We start from the raw sequence: 18,450 nt of genomic DNA, 5'->3' as shown, positions 1-18,450 counted from the left end.
TCGCGGCACAGATCATCACCCGCTACTCCAACCTGACCGACGTCGTCTGGAATGGCCAAAGCAAAGTCATCCTCAACAACCGCATCGTACCGTAACCTGAAAGACCGGCTGAACCCAATTCAGCCGGTCTTTTTGTTTTGGCACCCCGGACGCTGATGGACACTGAGAACCCCTGGGGAAAACCCTGAGGCACCTTAGGCCGCCCTGCCTGATGCAACCCGACAGCAGAGCGGCGACCGCCACCGCCGCGCACAAAGGTCCAGCCAAAAAAAACCAAGCTGGGGCGGAACGAGGCCAAGCAACAAGCAACACCGCAACAGAAACACATCATTCACGTATTAAGATTAAGATCGTAGACATTTGAGGGGAGGGTGCGATGAGCAGAACCGATGAAATACTAAAGGCGGCCAAGATGCCGCCGGAAGCAGTAAAGATGTCCAGGATGATAGACGCGGTCTATTTCCCGATTCTATGCATACTTTTGGTTGGAACCTACCACATGCACTTCATGCTGCTGGCGGGTGACTGGGACTTCTGGCTGGACTGGAAAGACCGTCAATGGTGGCCGGTAGTGACCCCCATCGTGGGCATCACCTATTGCGCAGCCATCATGTACTACCTGTGGGTCAACTACCGGCTGCCCTTTGGCGCCACCCTCTGCGTCGTCTGCCTGCTGACTGGCGAATGGCTGACCCGCTACTGGGGCTTCTACTGGTGGTCGCACTACCCCATCAGCTTCGTCTTCCCCTCCACCATGATACCGGGCGCACTCGTCATGGACACCGTCATGCTGCTCACCCGCAACTGGATGATCACAGCTTTGGTTGGTGGCGGCGCATTCGGACTCCTGTTCTACCCGGGTAACTGGCCCATCTTTGGCCCGACCCACCTGCCGCTGGTTGCCGAAGGCGTACTGCTCTCCGTAGCCGACTACACCGGCTTCCTGTACGTTCGCACCGGCACCCCCGAGTACGTACGCAACATCGAACAAGGCTCGCTGCGGACCTTTGGCGGTCACACCACCGTCATCGCCTCGTTCTTTGCCGCCTTCGTCTCCATGCTCATGTTCTGCCTCTGGTGGTACTTCGGCAAACTTTACTGCACCGCATTCTTCTACGTCAAAGGCGCCCGTGGCCGCGTCACCATGAAAAACGACGTCACCGCATTTGGCGAAGAAGGCTTTCCCGAGGGGATCAAATAATGGAATTCAACAACCTCATCAAGCGCGGCCTGACCGGCCTGTGCGGCATGGCCGCCCTGGGCATGACCTTCATGCTTGACATCACCCCGGCCCAGGCCCACGGCGAACGGTCCCAGGAACCCTTCCTGCGCATGCGCACCATCCAATGGTACGACATGAAATGGGGTCCCGAGACCACCAAAGTGAACGATCTTGCCACCATGACCGGCAAATTCCACCTGGCCGAAGACTGGCCGCGGGCCGTTGGCAAACCGGGGCGCGCCTTCTTCAACGTAGGCAGCCCCAGCCCCGTGTTCGTGCGCCTCTCCACCAAGCTGAACGGCGAGCCGACCATGATCGCAGGGCCGCTTGAGATCGGACGCGACTACGCCTTCGAAGTCAGGCTCAAAGCGCGCATACCCGGTCGCCATCACATGCACGCCATGCTGAACATCAAGGACGCGGGCCCGATTGCCGGCCCCGCCGCCTGGATGAACATCACCGGCAGCTGGGATGACTTCACCAACCCCGTCAAATTGCTGACCGGCGAGACCATCGACACCGAAACCTTCAACCTGGGCAACGGCCTCTTCTGGCACGCCCTGTGGATGGGACTGGGCATCTTCTGGATCGGCTACTACGTTGCACGGCCCATGTTCCTGCCGCGCAGCCGCGTACTGCTGGCCTATGGTGACGAACTGCTGCTGGACCCGATGGACACCAAAGTTGCCTGGATCGTATTGCTTGCGACCATCGGGCTCGTATGGGGAGGCTACCGCTACACCGAAAACAAGCACCCCTACACCGTGCCCATCCAGGCGGGTGAATCCAAGGTTGCCCCGCTGCCGGTGAAACCCAACCCCATCGCCATCAAAGTGACCCACGCCAACTACGACGTACCGGGGCGGGCACTGCGCGTGACCATGAGCATCACCAACAGCGGCGATTCCGCCTACCGCATTGGCGAATTCACCACGGCCGGCATCCGGTTCATCAACAAAGTGGGCTTAAAGCACATGGACCGCAACTATCCGAAGGAACTCGTGGCCACCGGCTTATCGTTTGACAACGAGACCCCGATCCAGCCGGGCGAGACCCGCGAAGTGAAGATGGAAGCGAAAGATGCACTGTGGGAAGTACAGCGGCTCATGGCCCTGCTGGGCGACCCGGAAAGCCGTTTTGGCGGATTGCTCATGACATGGAGCGATACTGGCGATCGCAACATCAACAGCATAGCTGGCGCCGTCATACCGGTCTTCACCAAGCTCTAGGCCGCATGGGACGCAAGGCATAGCCCCGTCCCGCAAGGCATGACACCGGTCCGCCGCCGTCGCCAGACGGAAAGGTGGATCGGTGTTTTTTATGCAGGATAAAAATAGTAGAATTAGATAGTAGAATTGGAATGGCGATAACCGCAGGCTTTGCCGCCCGCGGATGAATGGCAAACCCGCCCAAGCGGCGATTAGCGTAAACAATGAATCTTGATAACTTCGTAGCGATTCGTAACGACGCGGAGAGGACCCGTTTGTGATTAGGCAAGTGACACAGGCAAGTGCTGCAGCGCTCATCCTGAGCGCCGCGCTCTATGCTGGCGCGGCAGGCGCACACGGAAAAGTCTCGCTGGAAGAAGACAGCTGCGTGCGTCGCATCGGCGAGAACATGGTGCACCTGAGCGCCTACCAGCCGCAATTTGAGCCCACCGCCCAATACTGCACCGAAATTCCCAAGAGCGGAGACACCTACCTGGTGGTGGACCTGGTCGACCCGGGCCTGCGCGAAATGCCCATCGGCATGCGCGTGATCAAAGGCACCAGCGAAACCGACGACGAGACCGTAAGCTACCTGCGCCCAAGCTACCACCCCGACGGCGTGATCAAGGGCGAGACCAGCCTGGACCAGGGCCTCTACACCGTCATCATCACCGCCGAAGGACTGCCTCCCCTGCGCTACCAGTACCCCTTGCGGGTACAGATGATCAACTACGCGAACATATTCCGCACCGCGGTAGGGCCGCTGATTGCCCTGCTGCTGTTGATCCTGCTGGGATACAAGCTCATGAAATCCAAGCGCATGCAGCGCTGGCGCGCCTCGCGCCGGCCGTAGACCACGAAAACGACGAGACAAAAACAACCCGGACAACCCGGACAGCCCCGGCGGCAACCGAGTATCGGGCCGTAGGATCGACGATTCATCATTTCTTATAGGTGACCTTGATAATGTCCTTACCCTCTCTCAAACCCGCCCTCCTGGGCCTGATGCTGGGCCTGGCCCTGCCGCTGTCCACCCAAGTGCACGCCCACGGCGGACTCTCCCTGGCCGACGACATCTGCAAACTCACCATCGGCCCCTATACCATGCACTTTACCGGCTACCAGCCGGAAAGCACGCAGGAGAAAGAATTCTGCGAAGACATCCCGGCCGTCGGCCGCACCGTCGTAGCCCTTGACTACATTGAAGAAGCCTTGCGGCCCCTGCCCACCGAAGTGCGCATCGTCCGCGACACCGGCGCACCCGAAGGCAAGGAAGAAAACCTGGACGCCATCACCCTGCTGCATATTCCGGCCAAGGTCTACCCCAACGGCTCCATCAACTTCGAATACGACTTCAAGCAGCCCGGCAAATTCGTAGGCCTGGTGAGCGTCGGCGGCAAGGAAGAATACGTCTCGCGCTTCCCATTCTCCGTGGGCGAACCCAAAGGCACCTCGCCCTACCTCATCGGCGCCATCGCCGTGATTGCTGTCGGTGCCGGCGTCTTCTTCCTGCGCGGGCGCAAATCCACGACTGCCGGCGCCGCCTGAGCAGCAGCACAGCGCGAGCGGCAAGCCCCACCTGAATAATAGAATAACCGGCGGCGGCCTTTCGCCTGAGCAGCGCCCGAACCAAACTGAAGCCATACAGTCCAAACAATACGGTCCGAATAAAAAGCCAAAAAAGATTAAAAGATCAACCTGCCCATCCACTGCCGTGGCGGGGCAGCTTCACGAAGAGGAGCCAAGAATGCAATCGATCCTGATTCCCTCCCTCAAACAGGTCATGATGGGCAGTATCCTGCTCATGGCGCTGGGGGCAGGGCTGCACAGCACCCCCGTCCTGGCGCACGCCATGCTGGTCAAGGCCGAACCGCCGCGCCGGGCGCAGCTTACCCAGACCCCCACGCAAGTGCGGCTCTGGTTCAACGAAGAAATCGAAAAGGACTATGCCTCGCTTACCGTGCTGGACGCCGCCAAGTCACCGGTCACCGACATCCAGCCGCACATCGCCGCGGACGACCGCAAGGCCATCGTATTGCCCCTGTCGCAACTGGCGCCCGGCAAATACACGGTAAAGTTCCGGGTGCTGTCGGTGGACGGCCACGTGGTTGACTCGTCCTACGACTTCACCGTAAAGAGCAAAACACCCGCCAAATGATCGAGGTCATCGCGACGCTGCTGCGCTGGTTACAGCTTGCGTCCAACATGATCCTGGTCGGAAGCTGCGTCTTCCTGGCCATTGCCGGCTCCATCCACTCCCCCTGGGTGGGCCGCCTGGAGCGGGCGCTGCCCTGGCTCGCGCTCATCCTCCTGGCCGGATTGCTGGGCATCCTCGCCACCACCACGGCCCAGGCCACCGGCATTGACGCCAACGCCTGGCATCCGCAGGCTTGGCTCGCGCTCGTGCAGAACACCCACATGGGGCACGTCTGGGCCGGGCGCGCCGCCTGCGCCGCCCTCGTCTGCGCCATCGCCCTCTATATCCGCGCAGCCCCTCCGGCAAGATGGCAATACATCCTGTGCGCCACCGTCGCTTCCGCCACCCTCGCCGTGGGCGCCCTGGCCAGCCACGCCGCCGCCGAAGACCTGTCCCTCCTGTCCGTATTGCCCTACGCCTTGCACATCATCATGGCCAGCATCTGGTTCGGCGCCTTGCCCGCCTTCCTGGTGGTGTGTTTCAGCTGTGAAGTGCCGCAGGCGAACGACGCGCGTCCCGGCGACGCGCGCTCCGGCATCCAGACGCCCGCCATCCAGCGCATCCACGCCCTGTTCCACGCGCGCGAAGAAACGGTCAAGGCCGACGCGCTCGCCTTGAAGCGCTTCTCCACCATGGCCCTGCCGGTCATGCTGACGGTGATCGCCACCGGCATCTTCATTACCTACCGCATGGTCGACAACAGCTACGGCGCCCTGGTCGCCACCGAATACGGCTGGCTGCTCAACGGCAAGATCGCCCTGCTCCTGGTGGTGCTCGTCATTGCCGCGCGCGCGCGCAGCTGGCTGCCGCTGCTGGCCCAGCACGCCGATGGCCTGGCCGCGGCCGGCGGGCACCGGCTGCGCAAGTGGGTCAGCTTCGAATTCCTCCTCGCGCTGGGCATCGTGCTGCTGGCCACTATCGTTGCCAACACCGTCCCGGCCAAGCACGCCATCATCCAGAACTGGCCCTACTCCTTCCGCTTCTCCCTGGCCGCCACCTGGGGCGACCCCAGCGTGATGTTGCGCGCCTGGATCGGCCTGGCGCTCCTGGCCGCCGCCGGCGCGGCGGTAGCGCTCGCGCGCACCAGAAAGTGGGACAGGAAGCGCCGCCTGGGCATCCCGCTCGCGCTGGCCGTCCTGGCCATGGGCGTGGGCCTGCCGCCCTTGGCGGTTGACGCCTACCCCGAGACCTACCGCAAGACCCCGGTACCGTTCGATACCATTTCCATCGCCAACGGCTCGGCCCACTTTGCCGAGAACTGCGTGCCCTGCCACGGCGCCCAGGGCAAGGGCAACGGCGTGATGGCCAAGAGCTTCGCCAAGCCGCCGGTGGACATGCTCACCGAGCCGCATACCGCCAAGCATACCGCCGGCGATTTCTTCCACTGGCTCTCCTTCGGCATTCCCGGTACCGGCATGCCCGAGTTTGCCGACAAACTCTCGGAAGAGGACCGCTGGGACGTGGTCAATTTCCTGCACGCCATGTCGCGCGGCTACCAGGCGCGTTTGATGAGCCCGCAAGTCAAGCCGGAACAGCCGCAGCCTGCCATGGGCCCGCCCAATTTCTCCTATACCGCGCAGGACGGCTCCAGCGGAACGCTGAAGGACTTCCGCGGCCAGAAGAATGTGCTGCTGGTGCTGTTCTCGTGGCCGGAGTCGCGGGAGCGCCTGGCGCAGTTGCGCGATCTCAACGCCCGGCTGGCTCAAGCCAATACGGTGCTGCTGGCGGTGCCGGAGGATGATCGGGACTCGCGCGAGCTGGAGCAGATCAAGGGCAACGTGCCTTTCCCGGTGGTGATCGAAGGGGCGCACGAGATCGTGCAGAGCTATAAGCTGTTTCGCCGCACGTTGAACAAGGCCGATCTGCTGGGGGAGGGCACCTTGCCCCCGCACATGGAGTTCCTGGTGGACCGCTACGGCTATCTGCGCGCGCGCTGGATTCCGGATGCGGATGGCCCGGGCTGGTCAAACACCGAGATGCTGATGCAGCAGGTCGCGCAGCTTAATCGGGAAAAGGAGATATTGCCCCCGCCGGGGGATCATGTGCATTGATCAGCACTCGCTGATTACTACCTCTCGGCGGCTTGGCGCACCAAGAGTGCCGGTTGTAAAAGTTATTTCCGCTCAACTACTTTGGGCGTCGGGCTGCTCAGAGACTTGTGGAACTTCTGATACCTGCGAAGCTTGCAAAAGGGGTGGCCCTGACCCGGTCGAGTTCGCAGGCGCAGCCGGTGCTTGACCCGATGTCACTTCCATGGCACCTTCCGGTTCGATCAACGATCCCAATTCTTCCAGCGAGGGCAACTCCTCAATGGAGCGAAGGTTCAAATCGTTGAGAAAATTCAAGGTTGTTGCGTACAAGGCCGGCCGACCGGGAACATCGCGATGTCCAACAGTTGTAATCCAGCCGCGCGACTCCAACGCTTTAAGCACAGACCCCGAGACAGCAACGCCTCGTATTTCTTCAATGTCACCGCGTGTTACCGGCTGGCGATATGCAATAATTGAAAGCGTTTCCAATACAGCGCGAGAGTATCGCGGCGGTTTCTGGGGATTAAGCCGATCAAGAAATTCCTGCATCTCTGGCCGGGCATGGAAGCGCCAGCCACCGGCAATACTCACCAGTTCTATGCCCTTCCCATCCCAGTCCTGGCGCAACTCTTCGAGCAGCCGGCGCAAAACCTCCGCACTCAGTTCCCCATTGAATAGTTTCTTCAGTTCCGATAACGGCAACGGTTCCTGGCTGGTAAGCAACGCCGCCTCCAGAATACGTTTAATTTCCCAGGGATTGGACGCCCCCGTGAGACTAATTGGCGATGAGGGCACTAATTGGCCTGACATAAATAATCCCGAACACGCGAGGTTGACTTACCTCCACCTGGTTTTCCCTTACGAGCTCCAGCAACGCTAGAAAAGTTACCACCAGTTCCGGCACCCCGGCAGCAGGGTTGAACAACTCATTGAACTCGACAAAGTTTTGCCCCTGTAATTGATGAAGGATCCGGCTCATATGGGCCCGAACCGAAAGCTCTTCCCGAGTGACATGGTGCCGCCGATTTACATTGGAACGCGCCATCAGCATAAGCCAAGCGTCGCGGAGATTATCCACGCTGACTTCCGGCAAGTACTCGATCATCGCTTGATCAATTTGGACTCCAACTACCGTAAAATCACGTCCGGCATGGGGCAACTCATTGAGCCTCTGCGCTGCGACCTTCATCTGCTCGTATTCCAGAAGACGCCGCACCAGCTCGGCGCGCGGGTCACTTTCCTCCTCAGCCAGCAAAACAGGCAGCGGCAGCAGCATACGGGATTTGATTTCAATCAGAACCGCGGCCATCAGGAGATATTCCGCCGCCAGCTCCAGCTTGTTAGCCCGCATCATCTCGATATAGCCCATATATTGCCGCGTAAGTTCCGCCATTGGAATATCCAGCACATCCAGGTTATGTTTGCGGATAAGATAAAGCAGCAGATCGAGCGGTCCCTGAAATGCGTCGAGAAATACTTCCAGCGCATCTGGCGGGATATACAAATCCGCAGGCAGCTCGGCCAGCGGTTCACCACGGATTTTCGCCACTGAATTAGCGACTGGGGGAGAAGAATCGTTCACTTTGATATCCGTACGCGCCCGGCATGTGCTTGCTATCCCATCTCGCTACAGACTATACAGCCGATGAAAAGTCGCAGGGAAGCGCTCAAGCGTAATCCAGCCCCATTGCCTCCCTGACGTCCCGCATGGTTTCCTGAGCCAGTCTATCGGCTTTCTCACATCCATCGGCGATGATGTTCCGCACAAGGCTGGGATCTTCCTCATACATCCGGGCGCGCTCATGCATGGGCTGCTGTTCGGCCAATATCGCGTCGATGACAGGCTGCTTGCAGTCCAGGCAACCGATACCGGCGCTCACGCAACCCTCCTGCGCCCACTTTTTTGTTTCCTCGCTCGAATAGACCAGGTGGAATTGCCAAAGCGGACATTTGGCAGGGTCGCCAGGATCACTGCGGCGGACACGCGCCGGGTCCGTCGGCATGGTACGAATTTTCTTTATCACACTGGCGGGATCCTCCCGCAAGCTGATGGTGTTATTGTACGATTTGGACATTTTTTGTCCATCCAGCCCCGGCATTTTTGAAGCGAGAGTGAGCATCACTTCCGGCTCGGAAAGAATCATCTTGCCGCCGCCTTCGAGATACCCGAATAATCGCTCCTGGTCACCCAGGCTAACGTTCTGCTGCTCGTCCAGCAATGACTTCGCTGCAGCCAGCGCCTGTTGATCGCCGTGCTCCTGGTAGCGATTCCGTAGCTCGCGATAGACCCTGGATTTTTTTGAACCCAGCTTTTTTATTGCCGCCTCCGCTTTTTCGCGGAAGCCGGCTTCCTTGCCATATATGTGGTTAAACCGGCGGGCAATTTCACGGGTAAACTCAATATGCGGCGCCTGATCCTCGCCCACCGGCACGCGCGTGGCGCGATAAATGAGAATATCCGCGCTTTGCAGCAGGGGATAACCCAGGAAGCCGTAAGTGCTCAACTCCTTCTCGGACAATTTTTCCTGCTGATCCTTATAAGAGGGCACGCGTTCCAGCCAACCTAGCGGGGTGATCATCGAGAGCAGTAAATGCAGTTCGGCGTGCGCCGGTACTCGCGACTGGATGAACAAGGTTGCCTGTGCCGGGTCCACGCCCGCGGCAAGCCAATCTATCACCATATCCCAGACATGTTGCTCGATGACTTCCGGTGTATCGTAGTGAGTCGTCAGAGCATGCCAGTCGGCAACGAAGAAAAGACATTCAAACTGGTGCTGCAGCTCTATCCAATTCTTCAGCACGCCATGGTAATGCCCCAAATGCAGGGCACCGGTGGGGCGCATCCCCGATAAAACCCGATCAGCGAACATATACTTTACTTGTCCTTAATTATCCTTGACCAGAATTCCTGGCCAACCGTTTACTACACTTCGAATCCAAATACCCAAGCCACCAACTGTATTGTAATAGCGATAAAAGGTCCGATCACCGCACCTAGTATTCCCGTCATCAAAAGTAGTACGAGAATCATAAAACCGTAAGGCTCAATCTTTGCAAAATGCTGCGCCAAATGGGGCGGTAGCAGGCTTACCGCAACGCGGCCTCCATCCAGTGGAGGTAGAGGCAGCAAATTCAGCACCATTAATACTACATTGATCTTGATACCTGCTTCGCCCATCAAAATCAAGGGCGTCGAGAGCTCACTCTCAGGCAGGTCGAGGCCAATCTTGATCATGAACCCCCATAGCAATGCCATGAAAAGATTTGCACCCGGCCCAGCCAGCGCCACCCAGAGCATGTCCTGCTTGGGGCGGCGCAATGCCGCGAAGTTGACCGGTACCGGCTTGGCCCAGCCGAACAGGATTCCGCCCAGCCACAGCGTTACCAAGGGAAGCAGAATCGTACCGATAGGATCGATATGCCGAAGCGGATTAAGACTGACGCGTCCCTGTGAATAGGCGGTGAGATCGCCAAAGTGCTTGGCCACATACCCATGCGCGGCTTCATGCAGCGTAATGGCAAAAATTACCGGCAGCGCATAAATGGCAATACTCTGGATGATGCTATCCATGCATCTTTCCGAAGGGTTCAAGGCTGCCCTTGCCTTGCCGGATGACTTCCGGCGTGTCCCCAGTCAAGTCCACCACGGTACTCATCTCCAGGCCGCAAGCGCCGCCGTCCAGCACCAGTTCGACATGATGCTGCAGGCGCGCGCGGATTTCCTCCGCATCATTCAGGGGAAGCTCATCCCCCGGCAATATCAAGGTCGAACTCAACAGGGGCTCATTCAACTCTGCCAGCAATGCCTGAACCACAGGATGATCGGGAATCCGCACGCCGATGGTGTTGCGTTTCGCATGCAGCAAGCGGCGCGGCACCTCGCGGGTCGCCTGGAAGATAAAAGTATAACTGCCGGGTGTGCTCGCCTTGAGTAGCCTGTGTTCGCGGTTATCGAATTTCGCATAACGGGAAATTTCAGCCAGATCCCGGCACATCAGGGTAAAGTGATGGTTTTCACCCACCTGACGAATGGCGCGGATGCGGGTCATGACGTTCTTGTCGCCTAGTTGGCCCCCCAGTGCATAACACGAATCGGTAGGGTAAGCGATGACACCCCCGGCGCGTATGATAGCTGCCGCCTGTCGTATCAGGCGCAGTTGCGGATTATCCGGGTGAATGGAAAAGAATTGAGCCACGTGAGAAACAGTTTTTAATTATAATTTTAGGGGACCTGCAAAAAATCGAATGCTTCAGGCAGGTTCATTTGCCAACTGGTACGACCGCTAAGGCGCAAACAGAAGTCGCTGAGATGCAGCAGCGATTCTGGAGATGTTTGATTAGGTCACATAGCTTCCCATTACGCCGCTCCTTTCCAGTCGTGCCATACCGGCTTACAGTAATCAGGCAATGGCGGCATCCGGCCCAGATCGAAATAGCTCTCGCCCGGTCCGTGAAAATCCGAGCCGCGCGAAGCCAATAAACCCAGCCGCTGGCTATGGCGCGCAAACAGCATGGACTGTTCCGGCGTGTGGCTGGCGGTGATAACCTCGATAGCTTCTCCGCCAAGCGTACGAAATTCAAGCAGTAGTTCGTCCAATGCACCCTTGCCCAGTTTGTAGCGGCCCGGATGGGCAATCACAGCTCTGCCACCGCTGTTGCGTATCCAATCGATCGCGTCGCTCAAGGGCGCCCACTGGTGCGGCGCATACCCGGGTTTGCCCTTGACCAGATATTTTTTGAACACCGATCTGACGTCTTTGGCGTAACCCTGCTGGACCAGAAAGCGTGCGAAGTGCAGCCGACCTATCAGGTGCCCATTGCCGGCATTTCTGCAAGCGCCTTCAAAACTGCCGTGAATGCCGAATTTGTCGAGTTGCGCTGCGATTTTGCCGGCTCGCACCGTCCGGCCCTCGCGTATGGAGGTCAGGCCCTGCGCGAGCTGCGGGTGTTCAGGATCTATTCCAAGCCCGACAATATGCAAGGTCTGGCCACGCCAATTAACGGAGATTTCCACTCCATTGATAAAGACGATGTTTTTCTCGACCGCGGCCCAACGGGCTTCATCCAGTCCAGCCACATCGTCGTGATCGGTCAACGCCAGCACCGCCACCCCCTGCGTGGCCGCGTGTTCCACCAGTTGCGTGGGCGACAGTAAGCCGTCGGAAGCCGTGGAATGACAATGCAAATCGATGTTAAGCATGAAGCCGGTTCGCGCGAAGCAAGAGACGCATCATAGCAAATAAGAAGGGGTATGAAAAATGAACCGCAGAAAAGAATCAAAAAGAATGCGGCGCTTGTATTCCAGTCGGAGGTGTACGCGCAAGACTGACAGCTGCAAAACCAGCGATCAAGCAGAGGCAACATCTCTCCTGTGAAAGCGGAGATCTTCCAGAACTACTGGCGTACCGATTCCATACACCTAAAACGGTTCTATCGCCCAAACGCCCAAAATTATAAGCGCTTCTTCGGGGTGTTCCCGTAGCGGCAGGTTATAGCTCAAACTTATCGGCCAGCTCATTTTAATACGCATTTTCAGGTAAAGTACGAGAATACAGTCGTCGAACTCGAATGGAACAAATGGATTTTCTACCGATTTTTTTCAACATCAGAAACCGTAACTGCGTGGTAATCGGCGGTGGGGAAGTGGCTGCCCGCAAGATCGCGTTGCTGTTGCGCGCCGGTGCGCATATCACGCTGGTTTCTCCACAGCTCGGCGCCGAGATGCAGATACAAATGGATGGAGCATTGCGCGGGCAACTTGAGCAGGGCAGGATCACCTATCGCGCCGAAGCCTTCCATGCGGGCCACCTCGGCGATGCCGCTCTGGTCATTGCCGCTACCGACGACCCCGTGGTCAACAGGAAGGTATCAGAGGCCGCCGAACGATTGCATATTCCCGTCAATGTCGTCGATTCTCCTGCTTTATGCTCTTTCATCATGCCTTCGATCATAGACCGGGCGCCTATTATAGTCGCGGTTTCGAGCGGGGGTGCATCCCCGGTACTGGCGCGATTGCTGCGAGCCCGTCTGGAAACCATGATACCGGCGGCATATGGACGCCTCGCGGCTTACGCAGCGGAGTTCCGGGAGCAAGTGAAACTACGCTTCACGCGCCCGGAGAAAAGGCGAAGATTCTGGGAAGATGCGCTGCAGGGGTCGTTTGCCGAGATGATTTTTGCCGGGCGGGATCAGGCGGCCAAGGCTTATCTGGAGCGTCTGCTGGAAAACCAGGCTGACAGCTCAGGAAAGGAAGAGGCCGGGGAAGAGATGCAGGGAGAAGTCTATCTCGTCGGCGCCGGGCCGGGAGATCCCGAATTGCTGACTTTTCGCGCGATGCGCCTGATGCAGCAAGCGGACGTGGTGGTGTATGACCGTCTCGTTTCGCCTGAAATACTCGATATGGTGCGCCGCGATGCGCTTCGTATTTATGCGGGCAAGGAACGCAGCAAGCACGTCATGCCGCAGGAATCCATTAATGAGTTACTGGTACGGCTGGCGAAAGAAGGCAAACGCGTGCTCCGGCTGAAAGGCGGCGATCCGTTCATCTTTGGCCGTGGCGGGGAAGAAATCGAAACCCTGTCCAGCCAGGGCGTTCCCTTTCAGGTCGTACCGGGCATCACGGCAGCAACCGGGGCGGCAGCTTATGCTGGTATCCCGCTCACGCATCGCGATTATGCTCAGTCGTGCGTTTTTGTGACCGGTCATCTCAAGGACGGCAGTGTGGATCTGGATTGGCCAATGCTGGCTCGGCCACATCAAACTATTGTGGTCTACATGGGGTTGCTTGGATTGCCCGTATTGTGCCGCCAACTGATCGCGCATGGCCTGCCTGCTACAACCCCAGCCGCAATCGTGCAACAGGGAACCACTCACAAACAGCGCGTACTGACCGGCTCGCTTGAGACACTTCCCGATCTCGCCACTTCCGCCAATCTCATCCCGCCGACACTCATCATCGTGGGTGAAGTCGTGAAACTGCACCAGAAACTTGCCTGGTTTGAGCCAGAGGGAGACCTGCACGTTAACGAGGCCGCGGTACATAAAAAGAAGTAAATAAAAAGAAGCAGAGCGCCAGTAAGCGAAGCGCATTGGGCCGTATGAAAGGAGGCAGTATGTTAATCCTCATATTCAAGCTTGTCTTCATTGCATCCCGCCCAGTCTGCAGGATAAATACCCTTTTCAACCAATCGATGAAAAGTGGAATATGGCCATTCGTTCACCATTTTTACCAGACCATGCTTGAGCGGATTGATGTGAACGTAATCCATATGCGCCCGGAAATCTTCCTCATCACGAATCAAATGTTCCCAGTAACGCCGTTGCCATATGCCGCGTTCACCTCGCGCTATTCGAATCGTGGAACGCTGCTCGGTAAGTGGTAATGCTTTGGAAAACGTCATTTTGATCAACCGCCACCGCGTTGCGAAATCGGCGTCATCAGGCGGAAGTTCGATGATGCAATGGAGGTGCTCTGGCAGCACCACCCAGCCATGAATGACGAAAGGATGACGTTGCCGTATCAAGCTTACGGCTTTCCGCAGCAAATCGATATGTCGAGTCAGCAGGTCGTTGCCTTGCCGTTGCAGCAGGTTGACGGTAAAGAAATAGGTTCCGCCCGGATGCCAGGCGCGGCGATAATCAGGCATGCGGTAATATTGAGGATATTTTCATACGGCGCAATGCGCTTCGCTTATTGGCGCCCTACCTTATATGCATAAGGGCGACAATTATTCGACCGTGTTGCATGGATTGAGGTTATTGGTTTGGGCTCTTCATCTATTACCCCATCTCGCAAGAAGTAATAAGAAGTAGGGCGACAATAAGCGAAGCGCATTGCGCCGTATGATGCGATTCCCGGTGCTGTAACGGATTCCGAACACCAAAAGCGCCCAAAACTCGGGCACTTTTGTGAATAGACTTTACACAGGCAGATGCCGCAGGCTATTTGATAGCTATTTATCCGGTTGCGGCGTGATGCGCAGATACGGACGAGGCGCCTTGTAACCTTTCGGGAATTTCTGGTTGATGACCTCTTCATCCTTTATCGTCAGGGGAATAATCACGTCATCGCCGTTTTTCCAGTTGCCCGGCGTCGCCACCGTATATTTATCGGTCAACTGCAGCGCGTCGATAACTCGCAGAACCTCGTCAAAATTGCGGCCTGTGCTTAACGGATAACTGATGATGAGCCGAACTTTCTTTTTCGGATCGATAATGAACAGCGACCGAACCGTCACGGTATCCGACTGATTCGGGTGAATCATGTCGTACAGCGTCGCAACCTTTTTGTCCAGATCCGCGATGATCGGGAAATCGACGCTGCAGTTTTGCGTTTCCTCGATATCCTTGATCCACCCAGCATGTTTCTCCGATGAATCGACCGATAATCCGATTGCCTTGACGTTGCGTTTGTCGAAATCCGACTTGAGCTTTGCAGTCAACCCCAGTTCGGTTGTGCACACAGGCGTGTAATCGGCGGGATGCGAAAACAGTACCGCCCAGGAATCGCCTATCCATTCGTGAAACCTGATCTTTCCGATCGTGGAATCTTGCTCGAAATCAGGTGCAGTATCGCCTAAGCGTAAGGTCATGGCATCCTCCTAAGTTAACAATGGATTAAAAGTTCGTGGGAAATTGATAAGCTCAATATAGCCTGACTGCTGTAATGACTCAACAATTATTATTTGCGCAAAATGGATGAGGTGGATAGCACCACATCATTTTCTCCATCCCATGAATACCGCGGGCAGCGTTTACCGAAAGCTCGCTACGGTAGCGATAGCGAGCCAACCTCACCGCTTGATCGGAAAGCCCCAAGAATAAGGCCGTTCATATTTCTGCAATATGTTGTAGTACGTACGTACCGATTCCGCCAGTATGACCGCTTCGCCGCCTCGCCCATAGCCATGCTTCAGATTGCGAAAATATTTGCTCTGGCTTAGTAGCGGTAATGTTTGTTTCAGGTCCACCCACGAATCCGGGTTAAGACCAAGACGCTGGGCCAGAATGCGCGCATCCTCGATGTGACCGGAGCCCTGGTTGTATGCTGCCAGCGCGATCCAGGTACGGTCCGGTTCCTTGATACGTGTGGGTAGTCCATCTTTTAGCAGCATCAGGTAGCGCGCGCCCGCAAGTATGCTCTGCCGGGCATCCAGTCGATCGGTCACCTTCATGCGGTCGGCGGTAATTTCCGTCAACATCATGATGCCGCGCACATTAGCGGGCGAAACCGCAAGTCGATCCCAGTGCGATTCCTGGTAGGCCAACGCCGCAATCAGCCGCCAGTCAATGCCTGTCAACTCCTCGGCCTCATGAAAGTAGTCGCGTAAATCGGGTAGTATCGTGCGTCTTTTATTCAGAATGCCAATCACATCCGTTTGGAGAAGCCGCTGAGTGTGTCCATAATACCGGTCGAGCAAGCGCACTAAAGTGCCGTCCTGTTCGATGCGGTTAAAGAACTTCCGAGTCCTTTCCAATAATTCGCGTTCTGCATAGGGTGAAAAGGCCCATGCCTTGCCGGCTGGCTCACCTAAATCAAACGCTACGCCCAAATTGGGGAAGAAATTCTTTGCCAAATTGATTTGGGTGGAGTCTGCTATCACGTAATCGACTTTTCCCTCTGCCAGTTTTGCCAGCAGGTCTTCGGGCGTAATATCCACTTCAGCCCATTTCAGTTCCGGAACGTACTGCTTTGCCTTATTCAGTGGTTCGGTATAGGTGGCGCCACCGGCAATTTCGACGGTTCTCCCCGCGAGGTCGTTCATATTTTTGGGCTTCGGGTAGTCCGTATTGTAGGCAACCTGGGGCTGGACGAGCTGATAGACCGGACCGAAGCGAGCGCGCAACGCATGCTTGGGGGTAATGGTCAAGCCAGCGGCAAAGTGTCCCTGATGCTTCTCCAGGCTCAACAAACCGTCATCCAGTTTCGGCACTATTTTAAACCTGACTTTCATACCCAGGTCGTGCGCGAACTCGGACGCAAGATCGAACTCCAATCCGGCATGTCCGCCTTCGGCATTCTCATAATAGGTATCAGGACTGTTTACCGTAATAACCACTAGCTCATCGGTTTTGTCGAATGGCGATACCGATTTTTCAAATGAATCACAGGCAGCAAAAATGAGGCCGCAACCGAAAACAACAAAAAGCAAACGGGGGAGAACGTGCATGGGAGAGAGACAAGCAGAATTCATAAACATTCTGCCATGTTGTTCTGAACGAGCGTGAGATAAACTGATAAAATGGTATACCACAAGGAGAGGTACCGAAGTGGCCATAACGGCGCTGACTCGAAATCAGATGGTCAGGGTAACCTGGCACGTGGGTTCGAATCCCACCCTCTCCGCCAATTTAGCATCCGAGTTCCTCCCGTAAGCTCCTGTGAAAAAGGGCACACCGACTTCAAGCGGCAATATGATCCTCGGCATTCGCCCGTAATGTTTCGGATAAAACAGAAGTGGATGGCGAAATGTATCCGGCGACCACAGCGACAGTCAGCGGATACGCCCGGCTGATGAGGGAATACGACACTTCTGGAGGGTTCAATGATTTTCGACGAAAAGAACTGGACGGCAAGAGTAGGGAAGGCAAAAACGGACGCAGATATTTCGATGCGGTAATGGAGCTTCCGAATCGCGGCCCGCGATGCCTCTCAACTTCCTTGACGCACATCACTGCTTTTAAAGTGTGAACCACTTCCACCAGGTCTGCCTGGTTTGCCATCACCTCATCAATGTCCTTATACGATGAGGGTATCTCGTCCAACACCATTTTATCCTTGCGACACTCGACCCCTTTGGTCTGCTGAACCAGGTCGGCCACGGTAAATATCCTTCGCGCCTGACTTCGGGACATTTTCGGCCCGCACCGTGTGAACAGGAGCAGTAGGATTCAAGTTTGCCCTTCCCCCGCACTATATAGCTCCGCTGGCCCATCGAGCCGGGAATAATACCCAGATCGTCCACCCGCGCACGTATTGCTCCCTTGCGGGTCACCCATAAATTTCTCCCAAAATGCGTTTCCTTTTCCACGTAATTGTGGTGACAGTTAATGGCTTCCCGGGTAAGGGTAAAATTAATGGGAATGTGGCGGCGTAACGCTGCTATTGTCGTCTCCATCATGATCCGCCGGTTCTCGAGCGCATAGTCTTGTGCCCAGTCAACCGCTTTTACATAATCGTCGAAGTCATCCTCGCCTTCCGCCAGCCATGCAAGATCGCCATCCGGCAGGTGAATGGAAAGGCGTTCCATCCGGCGCCGGGCTTTTTCGATGAAATAGCTTCCAATCATGTTGCCAATACCCCGGGACCCCGAGTGGAGCATCACCCACACGTCCTGATTCTCATCTGTGCACAACTCGATGAAGTGATTGCCTGAGCCCAAAGTTCCAAGTTGTGATTCGGCCTTTTTTAGCAAACTGATTTCATCGGTCTTTCGACTCTGCGCGAAACGCCCGAACCATCTCTTGTAGCCACGGCCTTCATTTAGCGCTAAGGAAAGCTTGCCCAGTGCAACCGGCTTTTTGCGGCTTCCGCCAGCACCCAGGGGAACATCGCGTTCAATCTGGCGACGGACAGCGAGCAGCGAATCGGGCAGGTCCGACGCTTTGAGGGAAAGGCGGACGGCATTCATGCCGCAGCCGATATCGACACCTACCGCAGCTGGAATGATGGCTTTGTCCGTTGCGATAACGGTGCCTACCGTCGTACCTTTGCCAAGATGACAATCGGGCATGAGGGCGATACCGTGTCGATCGACGAAAGGCAGTCGCGCAAGATTCCGGGCTTGGGCAAGT

At 56.7% G+C, this 18,450-nt stretch carries 16 protein-coding genes, 1 tRNA gene and 2 pseudogenes; 9 read left to right on the top strand and 10 right to left on the bottom strand.

Annotation, left to right across the window (positions count from 1 at the left end; genetic code table 11):
• The 7 genes and pseudogenes from BUA28_RS16405 to BUA28_RS06500 all read left to right on the top strand — a co-directional run.
• Window positions 1–95, top strand: a pseudogene (locus tag BUA28_RS16405) (methane monooxygenase/ammonia monooxygenase subunit C); the annotation flags it as partial.
• A 281-nt stretch (window positions 96–376) separates the two neighbouring features.
• Window positions 377–1,201, top strand: coding sequence for a methane monooxygenase/ammonia monooxygenase subunit A (locus tag BUA28_RS06525; protein ID WP_025042266.1), 825 nt, complete (start codon window positions 377–379; stop codon window positions 1,199–1,201).
• Window positions 1,201–2,451, top strand: coding sequence for a methane monooxygenase/ammonia monooxygenase subunit B (locus BUA28_RS06520; RefSeq protein ID WP_072767298.1), 1,251 nt, complete (start codon window positions 1,201–1,203; stop codon window positions 2,449–2,451). Before BUA28_RS06525 ends, BUA28_RS06520 begins: the two co-directional genes overlap by 1 nt.
• Window positions 2,452–2,707: 256 nt before the next feature.
• The gene (locus BUA28_RS06515) at window positions 2,708–3,283 is read left to right on the top strand and encodes a hypothetical protein (RefSeq protein WP_072767297.1); all 576 of its coding nucleotides are present in this window, start codon (window positions 2,708–2,710) and stop codon (window positions 3,281–3,283) included.
• Window positions 3,284–3,396: 113 nt separating this feature from the next.
• Window positions 3,397–3,978 (top strand): hypothetical protein, encoded by a 582-nt coding sequence (locus tag BUA28_RS06510; RefSeq protein WP_256325254.1) that lies wholly within the window; start codon window positions 3,397–3,399, stop codon window positions 3,976–3,978.
• Window positions 3,979–4,177: 199 nt separating this feature from the next.
• Window positions 4,178–4,588: a copper resistance CopC family protein gene (locus tag BUA28_RS06505; protein WP_083569902.1), complete on the top strand. Its 411-nt coding sequence runs from the start codon at window positions 4,178–4,180 to the stop codon at window positions 4,586–4,588.
• Window positions 4,585–6,678, top strand: coding sequence for a CopD family protein (locus tag BUA28_RS06500; RefSeq protein ID WP_072767296.1), 2,094 nt, complete (start codon window positions 4,585–4,587; stop codon window positions 6,676–6,678). Before BUA28_RS06505 ends, BUA28_RS06500 begins: the two co-directional genes overlap by 4 nt.
• 72 nt (window positions 6,679–6,750) lie before the next feature.
• On the opposite strand, the gene scpB is transcribed toward BUA28_RS06500, so the two are convergent.
• The 6 genes from scpB to BUA28_RS06470 form a co-directional block, all read right to left on the bottom strand.
• Window positions 6,751–7,467 carry an SMC-Scp complex subunit ScpB gene (gene scpB / locus BUA28_RS06495; RefSeq protein ID WP_072767295.1) on the bottom strand — a complete coding sequence of 239 codons (717 nt, stop codon included), beginning with the start codon at window positions 7,465–7,467 and terminating at the stop codon, window positions 6,751–6,753.
• A complete protein-coding gene (locus BUA28_RS06490; RefSeq protein ID WP_083569901.1) occupies window positions 7,433–8,239 on the bottom strand; it encodes a segregation and condensation protein A in 807 nt (268 codons plus the stop codon). Before BUA28_RS06490 ends, scpB begins: the two co-directional genes overlap by 35 nt.
• An 85-nt stretch (window positions 8,240–8,324) precedes the next feature.
• A complete protein-coding gene (locus tag BUA28_RS06485) occupies window positions 8,325–9,527 on the bottom strand; it encodes a tryptophan--tRNA ligase (protein ID WP_072767293.1) in 1,203 nt (400 codons plus the stop codon).
• A gap of 53 nt (window positions 9,528–9,580) precedes the next feature.
• Entirely contained in the window at window positions 9,581–10,228 is a 648-nt protein-coding gene (locus BUA28_RS06480) for a site-2 protease family protein (protein ID WP_072767292.1), read from the bottom strand.
• A complete protein-coding gene (locus BUA28_RS06475) occupies window positions 10,221–10,853 on the bottom strand; it encodes an L-threonylcarbamoyladenylate synthase (protein ID WP_072767291.1) in 633 nt (210 codons plus the stop codon). The genes BUA28_RS06480 and BUA28_RS06475 overlap by 8 nt, the downstream gene beginning before the upstream one ends.
• Window positions 10,854–11,014: 161 nt before the next feature.
• Window positions 11,015–11,857: a 3',5'-nucleoside bisphosphate phosphatase gene (locus BUA28_RS06470; protein WP_072767290.1), complete on the bottom strand. Its 843-nt coding sequence runs from the start codon at window positions 11,855–11,857 to the stop codon at window positions 11,015–11,017.
• Between the two features lie 377 nt (window positions 11,858–12,234).
• Between BUA28_RS06470 and cysG the strand changes: the two genes are divergently transcribed.
• On the top strand, window positions 12,235–13,710 hold the full coding sequence (gene cysG, locus BUA28_RS06465; protein ID WP_072767323.1) for a siroheme synthase CysG: 1,476 nt from the start codon (window positions 12,235–12,237) through the stop codon (window positions 13,708–13,710).
• A gap of 62 nt (window positions 13,711–13,772) precedes the next feature.
• Here cysG and BUA28_RS06460 read toward each other — a convergent pair whose 3' ends face one another.
• The 3 genes from BUA28_RS06460 to mltF form a co-directional block, all read right to left on the bottom strand.
• A complete protein-coding gene (locus tag BUA28_RS06460; RefSeq protein WP_072767289.1) occupies window positions 13,773–14,303 on the bottom strand; it encodes an REP-associated tyrosine transposase in 531 nt (176 codons plus the stop codon).
• Window positions 14,304–14,609: 306 nt separating this feature from the next.
• A complete protein-coding gene (locus tag BUA28_RS06455; RefSeq protein ID WP_072767288.1) occupies window positions 14,610–15,248 on the bottom strand; it encodes a peroxiredoxin in 639 nt (212 codons plus the stop codon).
• Window positions 15,249–15,449: 201 nt separating this feature from the next.
• Complete coding sequence (gene mltF, locus BUA28_RS06450) at window positions 15,450–16,850, bottom strand: membrane-bound lytic murein transglycosylase MltF (RefSeq protein WP_256598251.1); 1,401 nt, start codon at window positions 16,848–16,850, stop codon at window positions 15,450–15,452.
• 62 nt (window positions 16,851–16,912) lie between these two features.
• Between mltF and BUA28_RS06445 the strand changes: the two genes are divergently transcribed.
• A tRNA-Ser gene (locus tag BUA28_RS06445) sits at window positions 16,913–17,005 on the top strand.
• Between the two features lie 53 nt (window positions 17,006–17,058).
• On the opposite strand, the pseudogene BUA28_RS06430 reads toward BUA28_RS06445, so the two are convergent.
• Window positions 17,059–18,389: pseudogene (locus tag BUA28_RS06430) on the bottom strand (RtcB family protein).
• Window positions 18,390–18,450 lie beyond the last annotated feature (61 nt).

It is taken from the genome of Nitrosospira sp. Nsp11, from assembly GCF_900142705.1.
GTDB lineage: Bacteria > Pseudomonadota > Gammaproteobacteria > Burkholderiales > Nitrosomonadaceae > Nitrosospira.
The sequence above is the reverse complement of the archived record's forward strand: the minus strand, read 5'-3'. Positions and strand labels throughout refer to the sequence as shown.

Bases quoted from the DNA above. Each gene is read 5' to 3' on its own strand.
- BUA28_RS06505 (WP_083569902.1), top strand. From the start codon at position 4,178: ATGCAATCGATCCTGATTCCCTCCCTCAAACAGGTCATGATGGGCAGT.
- BUA28_RS06485 (WP_072767293.1), bottom strand. From the start codon at position 9,527: ATGTTCGCTGATCGGGTTTTATCGGGGATGCGCCCCACCGGTGCCCTG.
- BUA28_RS06470 (WP_072767290.1), bottom strand. From the start codon at position 11,857: ATGCTTAACATCGATTTGCATTGTCATTCCACGGCTTCCGACGGCTTA.
- mltF (WP_256598251.1), bottom strand. From the start codon at position 16,850: ATGAATTCTGCTTGTCTCTCTCCCATGCACGTTCTCCCCCGTTTGCTT.
- cysG (WP_072767323.1), top strand. From the start codon at position 12,235: ATGGATTTTCTACCGATTTTTTTCAACATCAGAAACCGTAACTGCGTG.
- scpB (WP_072767295.1), bottom strand. From the start codon at position 7,467: ATGTCAGGCCAATTAGTGCCCTCATCGCCAATTAGTCTCACGGGGGCG.
- BUA28_RS06455 (WP_072767288.1), bottom strand. From the start codon at position 15,248: ATGACCTTACGCTTAGGCGATACTGCACCTGATTTCGAGCAAGATTCC.
- BUA28_RS06500 (WP_072767296.1), top strand. From the start codon at position 4,585: ATGATCGAGGTCATCGCGACGCTGCTGCGCTGGTTACAGCTTGCGTCC.
- BUA28_RS06525 (WP_025042266.1), top strand. From the start codon at position 377: ATGAGCAGAACCGATGAAATACTAAAGGCGGCCAAGATGCCGCCGGAA.
- BUA28_RS06480 (WP_072767292.1), bottom strand. From the start codon at position 10,228: ATGGATAGCATCATCCAGAGTATTGCCATTTATGCGCTGCCGGTAATT.
- BUA28_RS06460 (WP_072767289.1), bottom strand. From the start codon at position 14,303: ATGCCTGATTATCGCCGCGCCTGGCATCCGGGCGGAACCTATTTCTTT.
- BUA28_RS06510 (WP_256325254.1), top strand. From the start codon at position 3,397: ATGTCCTTACCCTCTCTCAAACCCGCCCTCCTGGGCCTGATGCTGGGC.
- BUA28_RS06520 (WP_072767298.1), top strand. From the start codon at position 1,201: ATGGAATTCAACAACCTCATCAAGCGCGGCCTGACCGGCCTGTGCGGC.